Consider the following 17,119-nt stretch of genomic DNA (forward strand, 5'->3'; position numbering starts at 1 on the left):
CACTCGCTTAACGTCCGTGTATGACGTACGTTCAGAAAAACATCGAAAAGTAACATTCTTATATTGTTGGTTATAATCAAGCTTATGCTAATAAACTAATCCCGAACACAGGAGAAACGCAATGCCTGTACCGGCAGACCCGGATCGCAAATCAACATCGTCACCCCCAGAAGGGGACACATCGCCACAGCAACCTCTCTCGTTTCTGGGCAAGAGCAAACGTCTGGCCGCTCGTATTCAGGCAATTCCCAGTGTGGCACACCTGATCCGCGCGGGCGAACGCTTCAACGATCGCATGGGCAACCAGTTTGGCGCGGCGATTACCTATTTTTCCTTTCTGTCGCTGATCCCGATTCTCATGGTGTCTTTTGCCGCCGTCGGTTTTGTGCTGGCCTCCAATCCCGATCTGCTGACAGGGCTGATTAACCGCATCGTTAACAGTATCAGCGATCCGAATCTGGCTACTACGCTGAAAAATACCGTCAACACGGCCGTGCAGCAGCGTACCACCGTCGGGATTACCGGTTTGCTGATCGCGCTCTATTCCGGCATTAGCTGGATGGGAAACCTACGTGAAGCGATTCGCGCCCAGTCGCGCGATGTGTGGGAACGGAACCCGAAAGACGAAGAGAAGATTTACTTTCAATACACGCGGGATTTCCTGTCGCTAACGGGCCTGGTCATTGCGCTTATCATTACGCTTTTCCTGACTTCCGTTGCTGGCACCGCGCAAAACATGATTGTGACCGCGCTGGGGCTGGATGGCATCGAGTGGTTGCGCCCCGCGTTGACGCTGATTGCCCTGTCGATCTCCATCTTTGCCAACTATTTGTTATTTCTGTGGATATTCTTCGTTTTACCGCGTCATAAACCCAAGCGCAAAGCGCTCTTTCGCGGCACGCTGATCGCCGCCGTGGGCTTTGAAGTCATCAAATTCGCGATGACCGTCGCGCTGCCTAAACTGGCCAGCTCGCCTTCTGGTGCCGCGTTCGGTTCAGTCATTGGCCTGATGGCGTTCTTCTATTTCTTCGCGCGTCTGACGCTCTTTTGCGCCGCCTGGATCGCAACGGCGAACTATAAAGGCGACACCTCGACAGATCAGAATGAACAAGAGAAAGAACCGCCGTCACCTCGCTAAAAGCAGCGGGAAAGCACTGGTTTTCCGATCTGCATCATGAAAAAATAAAACATCGTTTCAAGACTATTGACTCAGTCTCACGTAATGTTGAGACTGACGTTAATTTCCGCGTTTTTTATACCCAATAAACATCAGGTGCAGGGTACCTTTTCAAAGGCCAAAAGTGATGACAACTACTAACATTGCCGTAATCGGCGAATGCATGATCGAACTGTCGCAGAAGGGCACGGATCTTAACCGTGGATTTGGCGGCGATACGCTGAACACTGCCGTTTACATTGCCCGTCAGGTAAACGCCGATAAGCTGGGCGTGCATTACGTGACCGCACTCGGCACCGATAGCTTCAGTACCGAAATGGTTGCCGCCTGGCAAAAAGAAGGGGTGAAAACCGACCTGATTCAGCGACTGGACAACAAGTTGCCCGGTTTATACTTCATTGAAACTGACGCAAGCGGCGAGCGCACGTTCTACTATTGGCGCAATGACGCCGCTGCCCGCTACTGGCTGGACAGCCCGGAAGCAGAAAAGATCGGTCAGTCACTGGCACACTTTGACTATCTCTACCTGAGCGGCATCAGTCTGGCGATTCTGAACGCCGAAAGCCGTCAACGTCTCCTCGTCCTGCTGCGCGCCTGCCGCGCCAACGGCGGTAAAGTGATTTTTGATAACAACTACCGCCCACGTCTGTGGCAGAGCAAGGAAGAGACGCAACAGGCCTACACCGACATCCTGTCCTGTACGGATATTGCTTTCCTGACGCTGGATGACGAAGATATGCTGTGGGGCGCGAAGCCGCTGGAAGCAGTGTTGGAGCGGACGCACAATCTGGGCGTTAGCGAAGTGGTGATCAAACGCGGCGCGGATTCCTGCATCGTGTCAGAACGTGGACAAGCGCTGGTTGATGTCCCGGCGATCAAACTGCCAAAAGAAAAAGTGGTCGATACCACCGCAGCGGGCGATTCTTTCAGCGCAGGCTACCTGTCAGTGCGCCTGAATGGCGGCAGCACGCAGGAAGCGGCACAGCGCGGCCACCTGACGGCCAGCACGGTCATTCAATACCGTGGCGCGATTATCCCGCTTGAGGCAATGCCTGCATAAACAGGATGTCGCGTGATAATAAGATAAAGGCCGCAATTGCGGCCTTTTCTATTTACAGATTAATAACTTACTGTGCGGCGGGAGCCGTTTCCTGCGGTTTTGCTCCTTCAGGAACGGTCCCTTCAGGCGCAGCAGCAGCCGCGCTGGCAACCGGCTCGGTCACTGGTGTCATAATCCGGTCGTAGGCTTCCTGCAACGCCTTCATATTCGCTTCCGGCTCGCCGGGCTGTTGGATCAGCATCAGCGTCGTATCCTGTACCAGCTGCTGGTGCAGTTCCTGGTTCAGCATATCGAGCGTCAGCGCGGACAGATAGGTCTGGCGCAGTTTCTGATACTGCTCGGGAGCAATATCGACGACACCGTTTTGCTGAGAGCGCAGGCGCTGATCCATCAGGATGTCCGTGCTGGTACGCGCATAAGTGGCAAACAGCTTATTCAGCTCATCCGTCTTGCGCGCGATTAGCGCATCAAACTCTTGCTGTGTCAGCCCTTTTTCACGCAGCGTCGCCAGCTCACGCGCGATAAACGTCACGCCCGGCTCAACGCCTTCGCTATTCGGTACATCCATATTAATCGCGCACTGAGAGCGGGTATAAAACACATTGCAATCGAAGCGGAGGTTGTTGCCCTTCAGCGGACTCTTCTCCAGCACCTGCTGCAAGTGCCAGAACATCGCTTCCCGCGTCATATCGCCCAGCCAGTAGCGAACCAACGCCTGCGATTCACGAATCGGGTGCCACGGGGCATCCCACATCAGCGACAGCGTATCCTGCTGGACGTTATTATTCATCAGGCTGATCGCCTGCGTCGGCAGCGGGCTTAACGTCGGTAAGGGCGCTGGAGCTTCACGTTTCCCTTCCAGCGGGGAGAAGACTTTCCCGATCTGCTCGATCACGCTGCGGTTATCCACATGACCGACGATGTAGAGCGTCATTGCATCTGGCGTATACCAGGCTTTATAAAATTGTTGGAGCTGTTCGCCATTTAATGGCGGTTTGACGTCCTGAGCAGGATCGTGCGCCAGCAGGGGCGAGCCTTTCAGGCGATAGCGCCAGCTCGGATCCTGTGGGTTAATCGGAAAGGTTGCCACCTGATCGGGCACCTTCAGCGCGGCCTGTAGGCTTTTTTCGTCGAACGTCATCTGCCCTGCGCTTTCCGCCAGCCACGTCAGCGCTTCTTTCAGCAGCTCGGGGCGGTTGTTCGGCAAACTCAGGTTATACGACGTGAAATCGTACGAGATAATGGCCGGAGGCAGGACGCGGGAACCGTTAGCATCGCGCATCCACATGGACGGTCGCTGAGCTGCGGACAATTTATCGCCGGGCGCTAAGGCCAGACGAGGAAGAAAATGGGCAAAGCCTACCTGCTGGGCGTTTTCCAGCAGCGACCCGGCATTAACAACCAGACGCAGCTCAACCCGATCGCCGGGGCGCTGTGGTGTGGTTAATAACTGCCAGGTAAAACCATTATCAAGCTTACCCTGCTGCCAGGCAGGATCGGGCTGTAGTGCTTCAGCCTGCACGCTGCTGCTGACCACGGCCAGCAACAAACCACCAACGAAAAGCGCCTTTTTGGTGCCCTGCATGTGAACCCCTACTCATAGCTATCCAACATAATAATGTGGTTATTGTTGATCATTATGGTGACCTTGCGTCTGTCACCGCACACTCTCGTGGATATATCACGGAAAAAATTGAAGACGCGAAGTGTACCATTCCCTTAGACCGCGCGCTTTTGTCTATGTCACTCCAGGAGGCGAAATAATCTGCAAAAAAGGCAAAAATAGTTATATTTAACAATATTTTTACGTTTCATGGCGGGTAAGAAAAGCGGGAGAGGCGATTTGCTTTGACTCGTTGAGAGGCAAAAAAATTCCCCACGGTGCGTTAACACCGCAGGGAACTGATTTAGCAAGCTATACCGGAATGCTCACTGTAACCGGAATGATAACTGCATGCTGGAATTACGACTGCGCCGTCGGCGTGGCCGCGTTATCGCTTTTATTGGTGCCGGACAGTTCAGCATCCAGCTTCTTCTCATCCAGCTCGCGGCAGTATTTCGCTACCACGATGGTCGCAACGCCGTTACCAATCAGGTTGGTCAACGCACGGGCTTCTGACATGAAACGGTCAATACCCAGAATCAGCGCCAAACCGGCAACAGGCAGATGACCCACAGCAGACAGCGTTGCCGCCAGCACGATGAATCCACTTCCCGTCACGCCCGCTGCACCTTTAGAGGACAGCAGCAGCACCACCAGCAGGGTAATCTGATGCCAGATGTCCATGTGGCTGTTGGTTGCCTGAGCGATAAATACCGCCGCCATCGTCAGGTAGATAGAGGTACCGTCAAGGTTGAACGAGTAACCAGTAGGGATCACCAGACCAACGACAGATTTTTTACAACCGACCTTCTCCATCTTCTCCAGCATACGTGGCAGCACGGATTCAGAAGAGGACGTACCCAGCACGATCAGCAGTTCTTCACGGATGTAGCGAATGAATTTGAAGATACTGAAGCCCGTCGCTTTGGCAATACTGCCCAGCACCAGGAAGATGAACAGAACACAGGTGATGTAGAAGCAGGCGATCAGCTGTCCCAGTTGCACCAGCGTACCGACACCATATTTACCGATGGTGAAGGCCATTGCACCGAACGCACCCAGCGGAGCCAGTTTCATGATCATGTTAATGACGCCGAAAATGACCTTGGAGAAGCTGTCGATCACGTCAAAAATCACTTTGCCTTTTGGCCCTAAGCGATGCAGCGCAAAGCCGAACATCACAGCAAACAGCAGAACCTGCAAGATATTACCGCTGGCAAACGCACCGACCACACTCGCCGGAATCACGTCCATCAGGAACGGAATCAGACCCTGTTGCGAAGCCTGTTGGGTATAAACCGCCACCGCAGACGCATCAAGCGTACTTGGATCGATGTTCATGCCCGCGCCAGGTTGCACGATGTTGACCACGACCAGGCCGATAATCAGCGCAATCGTACTCACGATTTCAAAATACAGCAGGGCGACCGCACCAGTACGACCGACCGACTTCATGCTTTCCATTCCTGCGATACCGGTAACGACCGTACAGAAGATAACCGGCGCAATAATCATTTTAATTAATTTAACAAACCCATCGCCCAGAGGCTTCATTTGCTCGCCAAGCTGGGGGTAGAAATGCCCCAACAGTATCCCTATCGTAATGGCGGCAAGAACTTGAAAATAAAGACTTTTAAAAATTGATGTTTTCATACATACGTCCTATGGTGGGGAAAACACAGGAGGGGAATAGGGTACGAAAATGCCGCCTGTGATTGCGCCGGAAAGTAACATTGCAATAACAAGCTGAGAATGTTTTATAAGTTTAGTTTGTGAACGGCAGGTTAAAAACAAGAGCTGAATCACGTCAGCAAGAATTATAAAGAAACATCAATGCAATTTACTTGTAACAGATGCACATTTTTGCAGCAGAGCAATCCTCTTAAAAACCGCTCAAACCCCCGCCATACGGGGAAGACGCGTTTCAGGAAACCCATCGACAAAAAGTAACATTTACGTTACCTATGAATATTCAGGAAGACGCGGTGAGGCAATGAATGCCGCATTTCTTATCGCGCCGCGCCAGCTGCATGGCAAAACGCGCCTGTGACAACAGCAGCGCTGCCGCCTCTGGCCGAGGATCGGTAATAGTGAGGATACCCACGCTGACAGCCCGCTCAGGCTGGGCGTCCGCAGGTAAAAAAGGCAGGTTAATCGCCAGCATGACATGTTGTGCCCAATCTTGCGCTTGCCCAGCAGATTCCAGCGTTTTCCCGATGAGGGCGAACTCATCACAATCGAGACGTGCCAGATAGGTGGACCCTGCTGCCTCGTGCTGTTCTTCAATCACCGCGCTAAGCTGCGTAGCCAGCGTGGTCATATCGCCCTGCTTACCGGCTGAGGCACCAAGCCCAAAAACCAGCAGGCTGAACGGGGTAGCATCAGCCAGACGCTGTTCGAGGCGTCGCATAAAATGCGCTTTATCCGGCAACCCCGCCCCTTCCGTTCCGGCAGCGAGAGACTGCTCCAGCAGTTGTTGATTACGGTTGTAGCTGCGCACCAGCGCACCCAGCTCATCGTCCTGATGCCAGGGCGGCAGCGTGAGCGGACGGTGGAGCATGGCGTCCGGCGGGAGATTCTGTAACTCGATAATAATCCCACGCAGCGGGTGTATCAGCAGGCGGTTCATGCACCAGGTAATGGCGATCGACATAATCAACGCCAGTAGCAGGTAAGTTGCCAGCATGGTTGAAAAGGTGCTGACGATAAATTGATACATCCGGTAGGAATCCGCCTGCAAGACCAGATGTGCCAGCGGCGCTGAATACTGCGTCTGCGGCGGGGAATAGAGCGGAATAGAAATACGGATCGGCAGCCTGAATACCCGAGCGATCCAGTCTGGCACCGGGCGTTCTTTCGGGAAATTCGCGTGCAGCGTCTGGAAATCATCCGGCAGCAGCACATCTGCCCGGCTCAGAAAGGCAACCGGTAATAGGCTGTCCAGAATATTGCCCGCCCGCTGTACTTCACCTTGCAGCACCGCATCCGTCAGCGGTTGACGCACGGAATAGGCGATACTTTCCAGCTGTCTGGCATAGTCTTCACGGCGCTGATGAACGAAGTGAAAGAGCTGTATGACGATAAACAGGCTGATCGTCACCAGTGCCACGGCAGACACGGCTGTCATCTGTTTAATCGTTAATGAACGTCTGAGCCGCAAGCGCTTTCTCCGTCAACCTTTATGCAGACCTGAATAGATGCGTAGTATAAGGCAGCTTATCGCCGCCTTAACGCTGTTTTCTACGGATATTCGGGGGATTTCATCTTAATCCTAGGCTACCCCCAGCAACCGCGGTAACGCGGCCTCAGGATAGGGTATATCCCCTGCATAAGCCAGTGCGGCTATTCGGTAGCAGACAGAAGGTGGCGGACGCCGCCGGGAGAAGAATCGGGCAAGCTTTTCGCTTGCCCGATCGCGTCACAAGATGAGGTTATTGCGGGTACGGCACCCAGTCCCCGCCGTTCAGACGAATGTAGGGTTTTCCCTGATATTGCATCACGATAGCGTTCTCATTTTCCGAAATCGCTTCCGTTTGCGGCAGTGCGTTCGTCAGCGCTTGCCAGTCAACAGAAGGCGCGCTGAACACTTTGCCGTCCACCATTCGCGCCACCAGCTCGGAAATTGCCAGATAGCTGCTCGGCGACGTAATCTCCAGCGCGTTGCCCTGATGCGGTGCCTGTAGGCCAAACAGTTTCACGCCGACGGGAATATGCGTGATGCTCGGGCTGGGAATATCGCGTAGCCCGGACATTTGCATCTTATCTCCAGCCAGCGCCGCGCCGTGCTCCGGCACCACAATCACCATCACCTTGCGGCCGGATTTTTGCAACTCGTCAAAAAACGCATCCAACTGGTCAAACAGAATCTTCGCGCGTGGCGCATAGTCCGCCGACTGGTTGGTGCCGACAAAACGGTTGCCGTCATGCAGCGGAATTAGGTTAAAGAAGGTCGCGTTGCGCGTTGTCGTCGCTTTATCCCGCTCGCTCAGCCAGCGATTTAACAGCTCCAGATCGTTATAAATCGGCTCGCCGTCGAACGAGGTAATCTGGTGGCTGATTCCCTCCTGCGACAGCATTGGGATCTGAATATCGCCCTCTTCACGCACCTCACGCAGGTAATTACCAAAGACGCCGGAGTGATCGAGCATCAGCTGTTCTTCAAAGCCCAACTTCACCAAATTGCTAAACAGGTAGCACTGTTGATTCACTGGCTGGTACAAATCCGTGTGGGACTGCTGGCCGCAGCTTGCGCGCAGCAGACGAATAGATGCCGGTCCGCTATAGGCGGTGGCAGAGTTAAACTGACGGAACAGGATATCGAACTTCTTCCACAGCGGGTGATTGTCCAACTGCGCGACTTCCAGATCCGACCACGACAGCGAACAAATATTGATAATCAGGAGATCAAAAGGCTGTGCATCCTGCGGCAGCGCGGCAGGGAACGCCGTGGTTCGCGCTTTTTCTCGCGTATAGAACTGGTTCAGATAAGCCGTTAGGTTCGCGTTCGTTGGCGGTAATGTCGCTTCGGGCAACGCGGCATCGCCTCCCGTTGGAGACGCTGCCGCCGAGGGGGCGGACGTCGTCGATACCGCGGGCATCAGCGACACAGCAGGCCCCGCCAGATTGACGATGTTTAACCACGCCAGCGCCGCCACGGTAAACACCGTAATACGAATCCACTGCGCGAAAAACAGGTAAGCCACGCTAATGACCACCGCCGCGCCGACCATTTGCCAGTTAATGAAGCGATTTAACAGCTCCAGCAAGTAGGACGCGCTAAAGCCAGCAACCTGTGTTCCCTGACTGAGAATGCTGTTGACGCCCGGCAGCCAGGTATCGTGATAAAACAACCCGATACCGAGCGGGATGGCAATAATATGCCGCCAGCGGTGCAGCGTGACGTTGGGGATTGGGAACAGCAGAAACGCCAGAAAGACCAGATTAAGCAGCGGATGAAAATTCAGGTAGCCAAACCATAGCAGGGCAAATTTCAGCAAAAAATACAAATTCCAGGCACCGAGCCCACGCCAGTAGCGCCATAGGTTCTGCTGTTTTTGCGTATGATTTTGCTGAGTACGTGTTTTTTCGTCCATTTTATTTTTTAGTCTCTGCTGAAGTCGGCTTGGTTGAGACCGTCTTTGTTGAAGAAGGGCTGCGCATCCAGACGCTTGCAGGCTTCAGGTAGCGCGGCGACAGCAGCCTGTTTTTCCAGTACTGAAGCCAGTGGGGAATCACACGGTGCGCCAGATAGCCAAGCGTAAAGAAGACGACCGCGCTCAATAACACCAGTTGAATGATATCCATCAGGTTCATGACGGTTCTCCCGGTGCGCGGGCCAGTAAATCAGGTTTCAGTAAATCAATCGCAATGGGTTCACGCCGCGGCGTCTGGCTGTGCGGTGTAGATACGGCCTGCTGCAATTGAACATAATCGTTAATCTGCTGTTCCTGGCCCAGCGTATCGTCCTGCACCAGCGATTTAACTTCTGCCAGAATCTGTAGGTCTTGTGACCAGACAATCCGATTGCTGAACGCTTCATCTACCGGCAGGCGGAAAATGGATTTCAGCGCAATATCCAGCTCATTCAGGCGGCAATTGGACAGGAACAAAAACAGCCGCCCCTGCGCGATCGTGACGACATCGCCAAAGCGCCGCAGCGTACACAGCGTCAACGCCTGCGCCGCCCGTACGCCCGGCACGGGGCGCAATGCGACAAGCACGCCTTTGCTGCCTTCCGGCATGAGCGTGCTATCAATCAACATCTGCACAGACTGTCGAAAGGTCTCAGGAGGCTGATAGCCCTTAATCTGTAGCGGCCGCATGGTGGTCAGCAAGACCTCGACATCGACAGGAACATGCTTGGTAAAGCGCTGCCCCTGCACGCTTTCGATCCGCGCCAGAAAACGGGATAGCGGCTCGGAATGGGAGACAATAATATTGGCGCCACATGCCAACAGCAGGCGCTCATCGCTGGCACGCAGACAAGGCTTCATTTCACGCACCACAATCTTCAGCAATTCACCACGCTGCCGCCGCAGGCTATGAACCTGTTTGACAAGCGTATCCACCTGACTGGTTTGATTGAGCGCAAAAACGAGGGTAGCTGCATTGGTCAGCATGCCGGTTTGTACCAAGATGGCGTTGTCGTCCAGCAGTTGCCAGTGTTCTGACAGCGCAGGCGCGCCTTCCATCACGCTCTTTTCCATCAAGAACAGCCCATCGTCATCCAGAGACGGCGTGAGAACGGGCTCCTCTTCCTTCAACATGTGCCATCCGTCATTGCCGGATTGCAGCATCTGTACCTTATTCGCCCGCACGCCTCTTTCCGTTGCCCACCATGACACCAGATACTGTGCGCGATCCTGTTGCCATTGCAGGCTGGCTAAACCATAGAGCCCGCGATGTTGGGAAATCAGCATATTTCTCAGACGGGTTACGCCGCTGCTGTGGCCGATCACCACCAGCGTACACTGGCGCTGATGTAGCCATGCCGCCGTGTCATCCACCCAGCGTTGAAGCCTTTCCGGCGAAATATCCCGCCACAGGCTAGCCGGTGCATAAAGCACCAGAAGGCGATTTTTGGGGCGTAATGCGCGCATTAAATCATCGGTTAAATTCAGCAACGCGGCTTTATTTTCCGGCAATGCATAGCAAGATAATTGTTTTATTTCAGTATCATTTATTTCGGTAGAAAGCAGCGCGGTCAACAGCGAATCAGACCGCTCCCCACAGCCTATTAACGTCACTCTCGCGTCGTTATTCTGGCCATGTATGATTTGCTGGCAAAATAATGTGGCATCAACCTGTCGGTCGATATTTACCCAATAAAAGCCAGCCTTCTGGAGCGTAACCAGCTCATCCCAAAGGTCACGAATACCTAATGAAAAGTTCTGCTTCATAGACTGATTTCTTTTCCGTTAATGGCGGCATTCCACCTTAAATATACAGTCAAAATAAACTCTAGCAGCCCCTTGCGGGATCACAACTGTACGCTATGAATTATTCCTATCCGTTGATAAATCACCCGTTACTATTTTTTCCTATTCACATTGCAATCATGAATTCATTGCTATAGTTAATTGGCACACCTGACTCCTGATTAAAGACAGCAGAGGCGTAAACCTTCATCTGCCAGACTGTCTGTTATGGGTGCAAAAAGAAGCACCACATCTGCCATTCAGATGTTTCCCTTTATCGATCTCAATGATCATGGATAGCCTATTTCAGAGGCATGGGATGAATAACGAACCGACTCGTATAGATACCAGCGCACGCGCCGATTTAACCGAAAATGCAAGAGCCGATGACGATCTACGGGTTCTCAGTCAGGCCTTTTCTTTACCTGAAATAAACTATATCGATATCGCCCGTCAGGCGCGTCTGAGCCAAATGATGGCTCGCTGGCCGCTGCTGGATGAATTAAAAGAACCGGCCGGGAGCGACTGACGATGCCCGTGATTGCATTGCAGGGAATCCGCGGCGGCGTGGGCACAACCTCGATAGCCGCCGCACTGGGGTGGGCCTTCCAACGGCTGGGTGAATCCGCGCTGGTGATTGATTTCTCGCCGGACAATTTGCTGCGCATTCACTTTAATATGCCGTTTGAGCAACGCCGCGGCTGGGCGCGAGCAGAAGCCGACGGCGCGCCGTGGCAAACCGGCGCTATGCAATATCTACCCGGACTGGATTTTCTGCCGTTCGGTCGCCTGAACACGCAGGAAGTCGCCACGCTCCAACAGCATTACCACCAGCACCCTGCACGCTGGCAAAACAATCTGACGCAGCTCAGCGCGGCGGGTCGCCATCGCTGGATACTGATCGATGTCCCGGCGGACAATAGCCCGCTCACGCGGCAGGCGCTAGCCACCGCGAACACCGTGTTTCAGGTGGTGGCGGCGGATGCCAACTGCCATTCGCGCTTACATCAGCAGGTATTGCCGCGTCAGTGTCATTTTCTGGTGAATCAATTCTCCACCCTCAGCACGCTCCAGCAGGATTTACACCAGCTCTGGCTGCACACGCTTTCACACCTGTTGCCGCTGGTAGTACACCGCGACGAAGCCCTGGCAGAATCGCTAATGCTGAAACAGCCGCTGGGTGAGTGCCGCCCGGACAGCGTGGCAGCGGAAGAGATCATGACGCTGGCAAACTGGTGCCTGATTCACGTTAAGGAAAGCGGCGTATGAGCGGGATCCTGCGCCTCTTTCTCGTCCCACCCGCCAGACAGGCGATACAGCAGCGCTACCGCGGCTATCGTCAGCAGGGAGCGTCCGCTTTCGCCGCCTTTTTCGCTACGCTGTTTGCGATACTCGGCTGGATCTTCCTGCGGCTGGAGTCTGAGGGTTGGCAACAGATTCGCGCGCAGCGAACCTACTGGTTCCCACACATCTCACCTCAACGTCCGCGTCCGGCCGATATTCTTCGCTACCTGACGCAGGGTCTTTGGCTGCTGACCATCAAAAACGGCCAGCTGCCGACATCGCGCCGCAATGTCTTCTCCGCGCTACCGCGCTGGCGGCAACGCTACATGAACGCGCAGCAAGCGCTGTTTGCCCGCTTTAGCCACGCGAATACTGACGATCGCGAAGACAGTGATTCAGCTTCAGCCAAAACGAACAGCATACAAACGCTGGTGACGGTGATACTGAGCCTGCTGTGTGCGGCGCTGGCGCTGCTATGCATCACGCAGCCGTTTGATTTGCTGTCGCAGTTTATCTTCATGACGCTGCTGTGGAGCATCGCCATGCTCGTTCGTAACATGCCGGGACGCATGCCAACGCTCATGATGATCGCCCTTTCCTTCACGGTCTCCTGCCGTTATCTGTGGTGGCGCTACACTGAAACGCTGAACTGGGACGACCCTCTCAGCCTGATCTGCGGCATGCTACTGCTGGCGGCGGAAACCTATGCCTGGGTCGTGTTGGTGCTGGGTTATTTCCAGACGATTTGGCCGCTGAACCGCCATCCAGTTTCACTGCCGGAAGACAGCAAAACGTGGCCGACCGTCGATCTGATGATCCCGACCTACAACGAACCGTTGAGCGTCGTAAAACCGACGGTGTATGCCGCGCTGGGCATCGACTGGCCTAAGGATAAGCTCAATATTTATATTCTGGATGACGGCGGCCGCGCCGAATTTAAAGCCTTCGCAGAAGAAGTCGGCGTCCATTACATCGCCCGCGTCACACACGAACATGCCAAAGCCGGGAACATCAACAACGCCCTGAAACAGGCGGAAGGCGAATTCGTCGCCATTTTCGACTGTGACCACGTCCCGACCCGTTCCTTTCTGCAATTAACCATGGGCTGGTTTTTCAAAGACAAAAAGCTGGCGATGCTGCAAACGCCGCACCATTTCTTCTCACCTGACCCGTTTGAGCGCAACCTGGGCCGCTTCCGCCGCACGCCTAATGAAGGCACGTTGTTCTACGGCCTGGTTCAGGACGGTAACGACATGTGGGACGCCACGTTCTTCTGCGGCTCCTGCGCCATCCTGCGGCGTAAACCGCTGGATGAGATTGGCGGTATCGCGGTCGAAACGGTCACGGAGGATGCGCACACCTCGCTGCGCCTGCATCGCCGTGGATACAGCTCGGCATATATCCGCATTCCGCAGGCCGCCGGACTCGCGACCGAGAGCCTCTCGGCCCACATCGGGCAACGTATCCGCTGGGCACGCGGCATGGTACAGATCTTCCGGTTGGATAACCCGCTGTTAGGCAAAGGGCTAAAACTGGGGCAACGGCTGTGTTACGCCAACGCCATGATGCACTTTCTGTCCGGTATTCCTCGGCTGATCTTCCTGACTGCGCCGCTGGCGTTTCTCCTGCTGCATGCCTACATCATTTTCGCCCCGGCTCTGGCCATCGCGCTCTACGTGCTACCGCACATGGTGCACGCCAGCCTGACCAACTCACGCATTCAGGGTCGCTACCGCCACTCGTTCTGGAGTGAAATCTATGAAACCGTGCTGGCGTGGTACATCGCCCGCCCGACTACCGTCGCGCTGTTTAACCCGCACAAAGGGAAATTCAACGTGACGGCCAAAGGCGGGCTGGTTGAAGAACAGCACGTTGACTGGGTGATCACGCGGCCTTATCTGGTGCTGGTGCTGCTGAATATCGCCGGCGTGGTGTACGGCGTCTGGCGCCTGATTTACGGGCCGCAGGAAGAGATCATGACGGTGCTCATCAGCCTGCTTTGGGTCGCGTATAACATGACCATTCTGGGTGGAGCCGTTGCGGTTGCGGTAGAGGCCAAACAGGTTCGTCAGGCGCATCGGGTGGAGATGTCGATGTCCGCCGCGATTCTGCGCCCCGATGGCCATCTTTTCCCCTGCGTCCTGCGCGACTATTCCGATGGCGGCGTCGGCGTTGAAACCCGCGAGTCAGGCATTCTTCAGGTCGGGGACAGCGTCTCGCTGCTGTTAAAACGCGGCCAGCAGGAATACGCCTTCCCTTTCAGCGTCACCCGCGCGTTCGATAACAAGATTGGCCTGCGCATGACCAATCTGACCATCCGCCAGCATATTGATTTCATTCAGTGTACCTTTGCTCGCGCCGATACCTGGGCGCTCTGGCAAGACAGTTTCCCGCAGGATAAACCGGTCGAAAGTCTGGTTGATGTGCTGGCACTCGGCTTTCGCGGTTACCTGCGTCTGGCGGATTACGCCCCGCCCGTCATACGCAACATTATTCTGGCCTTCCTCAACATCGTGGTCTGGGTCGTGTCATTCATCCCGCGCTATGTAGGAAAACGCACCGTCACAGACCAGCCGGACGCTGCACTACCGGAAAAAGTCGTCCATCAGGGCAAGACGCCATTTGCCCATGAAACGCGATTTGCACAAGAGAACCTGTTTGCAGAAAAGACAGTGGCTTGATTGCCATTCACAGGCCGTGATCAACGGTCTTTCTCCCGACAACGAGAAAGACCCTTAACATTGATGATGACACGATGACGAAAAAAATAATCTGGTTCACCGCATTGGCTTTAGGCGTCAGCTCATTATCTCAGGCTGTCACCGCGCCGCACGCATCGACTCCGACAACGGGGGATGCAACCCAGCCGCCTGCCACCGCAACGCCAGCGACGACCATGCCTGCGGTTCCACTGGCGCCGCCGTCGACCAACGCTGCCGTGCGCAACGTGATGCTGCCCTTTGCGCAAATCGCACCGGCCCCGGGCACCTTTGCATTACGCGGCGTCAATCCCGATGGGCAAATTGAGTTCGGCGTTCGCAGCGACGAGGTGGTCACACAGGCATCGCTCGACCTCGAATTTACCCCGTCACCGGCGCTGATCCCCACCGAGTCGCATATCAAGATTTACCTGAACAACGAGCTAATGGGCGTCACGCCACTTGGCAAAGAGCAGATGGGGAAATCCAACCGCGTTCATATTCCTATCGATCCACGCTACATCACGGACTTTAACCGCCTGCAACTGGTGTTCGTCGGCCATTATCAGAACATCTGTGAAAACCCGGCCAGTACCAGCCTGTGGCTGGATGTCAGTAAAGCCAGCACGCTCAACCTGCAAGTCCAGAAGCTAACGCTGAAGGACGATCTGTCGCCGTTCCCTGCGCCATTCTTTGACAGCCGCGATACCCGCCCGCTGACGCTGCCCATCGTCTTTGCCGGCCAGCCGGATCTGGTGCAGCAGCGTGCCGCCGCGATGCTCGCCTCCTGGTTTGGTAGCAAAGCACAGTGGCGCGGGCAGTCTTTCCCGGCGCTTTTCAATCAGTTGCCAGAGAGTCACGGTATTGTGTTCGCCACCAACGATAAGCGGCCGGATTTCCTACGCGATACCCCCGCGGTGAACGGGCCAACGGTATCTATCATCAGCCACCCCAGCGATCCGCACATCAAGCTGCTGCTGGTTCAGGGGCGGGATGACAATGAGTTGCTCACCGCCGTGCAGGGCATCGCCCAGGGGAACACGCTGTTCCGTGGGCAGAGCGTCACCATCGATAAGGTGGAGCAACTTGCCCCGCGCCAGCCGTATGACGCGCCCAACTGGGTTCGCACCGACCGCCCGATGACCTTCGCCGAGCTTCAGCAATATAACGAACAGCTGCAAACCGACGGTATCGTGCCTCGACCGATTTCACTCACCATGAACCTGCCGCCCGACCTGTTCCTGATTCGTAGTCAGGGCATTGATATGCGCCTGAAATACCGCTACACCGCACCGCAGATTCAGGATGGTTCACGTCTGAGCATCAACCTGAACAACCAGTTCGTGCAGGCCTTCTCGCTGGCGCCGGAGCACGACCAGAACTCCCTGTTAATGCGCCTCCCGCTGACGCAGGGGCTATGGGATTCTGACAAGAGCCTGTCCATTCCAGCGCTCAAACTGGGCACTACCAACCAGTTGCGCTTTGATTTCAGCTACACCACGCTGCTCTCCAGCGGCACCGCTGACCGCTGTGAAACTTATACGCCGGTCGTGAATCACGCCGTTATCGACAGCAACTCGACGATTAACTTCTCTGGCTACCGCCACTTTATGGCAATGCCGGATCTGCGTGCCTTTGCCAATGCTGGCTACCCGTTCAGCCGGCTGGCTGACCTGTCACAAACGCTGGTGCTGGTGAACAAACAGCCACAGCCGGCTCAGGTCAGCGCCATGCTGAACGCCATCGGTAACATTGGGGCGCAAACCGGCTACCCAGCGTTGGCGGTACAGCTCAGCGATGACTGGACGCAAATCGACAAGCAGGACAGCGATATTTTGATGATCGGCGCTATCCCGCCGGCGCTGCACGATGACAGCAAAATCAACCTGCTGGTCGAGCAAACGCAAAGCTGGATCAAGCAACCAACGCGTCAGACCGCAGTCCCGGATACGGGGTCGCCTGAATCTGACGCGAAGCCAGACAGTAAAACCACCGTCAGCGGTGACGGCCCGATGTCGGCGATTATCGGCTTCCAGTCTCCGTATCACGACCAGCGTAGCGTTGTCGCGTTGCTGGCCGATAGCCCACAGGGCTATACGCTACTCAATAACGCGCTGATCGACAGCGAAAAAAGAGCGTCGCTATTCGGTTCCGTTTCCGTCATCCGCGAATCGGGCATCAATAATCTCCGCGTCGGAGACATTTATTACGTCGGCCATCTGCCGTGGTGGGAGCGCATCTGGCACGCTCTGGCACAGCACCCCGTCTGGCTGGCCATCATATCGACCCTTACCGTCATTATTGTTGCCTGGCTGCTGTGGCGTGGCCTGAAATTCTTCAGTCGCCGTCGCCTGTCGCCGGATGAAAGGGACTAACGCA

The 17,119-nt window shown here is 55.1% G+C and carries 12 protein-coding genes; 6 read left to right on the forward strand and 6 right to left on the reverse strand.

All coding sequences use genetic code 11. The features are described 5' to 3' along the window. Positions 1 to 121: 121 nt before the first annotated feature. Together yhjD and R9X49_RS17665 are read left to right on the forward strand one after the other, a co-directional pair. The gene (gene yhjD, locus R9X49_RS17660; protein WP_319849658.1) at positions 122 to 1,138 is read left to right on the forward strand and encodes an inner membrane protein YhjD; all 1,017 of its coding nucleotides are present in this window, start codon (positions 122 to 124) and stop codon (positions 1,136 to 1,138) included. Between the two features lie 166 nt (positions 1,139 to 1,304). Next, positions 1,305 to 2,237, forward strand: a complete 933-nt coding sequence (locus tag R9X49_RS17665; protein WP_319849659.1) for a sugar kinase — start codon at positions 1,305 to 1,307, stop codon at positions 2,235 to 2,237. Positions 2,238 to 2,304: 67 nt separating this feature from the next. On the opposite strand, the gene R9X49_RS17670 is transcribed toward R9X49_RS17665, so the two are convergent. The 6 genes from R9X49_RS17670 to bcsE form a co-directional block, all read right to left on the reverse strand. Continuing rightward, positions 2,305 to 3,822 (reverse strand): pitrilysin family protein, encoded by a 1,518-nt coding sequence (locus R9X49_RS17670; RefSeq protein WP_319849661.1) that lies wholly within the window; start codon positions 3,820 to 3,822, stop codon positions 2,305 to 2,307. Between the two features lie 378 nt (positions 3,823 to 4,200). Next, positions 4,201 to 5,493: a dicarboxylate/amino acid:cation symporter gene (locus R9X49_RS17675; RefSeq protein ID WP_225086431.1), complete on the reverse strand. Its 1,293-nt coding sequence runs from the start codon at positions 5,491 to 5,493 to the stop codon at positions 4,201 to 4,203. A gap of 319 nt (positions 5,494 to 5,812) precedes the next feature. Continuing rightward, positions 5,813 to 6,967 (reverse strand): diguanylate cyclase domain-containing protein, encoded by a 1,155-nt coding sequence (locus R9X49_RS17680; RefSeq protein ID WP_319849663.1) that lies wholly within the window; start codon positions 6,965 to 6,967, stop codon positions 5,813 to 5,815. Positions 6,968 to 7,271: 304 nt separating this feature from the next. Beyond that, the gene (gene bcsG / locus R9X49_RS17685; RefSeq protein WP_319849664.1) at positions 7,272 to 8,933 is read right to left on the reverse strand and encodes a cellulose biosynthesis protein BcsG; all 1,662 of its coding nucleotides are present in this window, start codon (positions 8,931 to 8,933) and stop codon (positions 7,272 to 7,274) included. Between the two features lies 1 nt (position 8,934). Further along, positions 8,935 to 9,153, reverse strand: a complete 219-nt coding sequence (gene bcsF / locus R9X49_RS17690; protein WP_319849665.1) for a cellulose biosynthesis protein BcsF — start codon at positions 9,151 to 9,153, stop codon at positions 8,935 to 8,937. Then, positions 9,150 to 10,739 carry a cellulose biosynthesis protein BcsE gene (gene bcsE, locus R9X49_RS17695; RefSeq protein ID WP_319849666.1) on the reverse strand — a complete coding sequence of 530 codons (1,590 nt, stop codon included), beginning with the start codon at positions 10,737 to 10,739 and terminating at the stop codon, positions 9,150 to 9,152. The genes bcsF and bcsE overlap by 4 nt, the downstream gene beginning before the upstream one ends. Before the next feature lie 337 nt (positions 10,740 to 11,076). On the opposite strand from bcsE, the gene bcsR reads away from it, so the two are divergent. The 4 genes from bcsR to bcsB all read left to right on the forward strand — a co-directional run bounded on the left by bcsR (position 11,077) and on the right by bcsB (position 17,115). Continuing rightward, on the forward strand, positions 11,077 to 11,286 hold the full coding sequence (bcsR, locus tag R9X49_RS17700) for a cellulose biosynthesis protein BcsR (RefSeq protein ID WP_319849667.1): 210 nt from the start codon (positions 11,077 to 11,079) through the stop codon (positions 11,284 to 11,286). Between the two features lie 2 nt (positions 11,287 to 11,288). After that, positions 11,289 to 12,026, forward strand: coding sequence for a cellulose biosynthesis protein BcsQ (gene bcsQ, locus R9X49_RS17705; RefSeq protein WP_319849668.1), 738 nt, complete (start codon positions 11,289 to 11,291; stop codon positions 12,024 to 12,026). Next, positions 12,023 to 14,722 (forward strand): UDP-forming cellulose synthase catalytic subunit, encoded by a 2,700-nt coding sequence (bcsA, locus tag R9X49_RS17710; protein WP_319849669.1) that lies wholly within the window; start codon positions 12,023 to 12,025, stop codon positions 14,720 to 14,722. Before bcsQ ends, bcsA begins: the two co-directional genes overlap by 4 nt. Before the next feature lie 74 nt (positions 14,723 to 14,796). Further along, complete coding sequence (gene bcsB, locus R9X49_RS17715) at positions 14,797 to 17,115, forward strand: cellulose biosynthesis cyclic di-GMP-binding regulatory protein BcsB (protein ID WP_319849670.1); 2,319 nt, start codon at positions 14,797 to 14,799, stop codon at positions 17,113 to 17,115. The last annotated feature ends 4 nt before the right edge of the window (positions 17,116 to 17,119 follow it).

Origin of the sequence: Pectobacterium carotovorum (assembly GCF_033898505.1) — a bacterium.
GTDB classification, from domain to species: Bacteria; Pseudomonadota; Gammaproteobacteria; order Enterobacterales; family Enterobacteriaceae; genus Pectobacterium; species Pectobacterium carotovorum_J.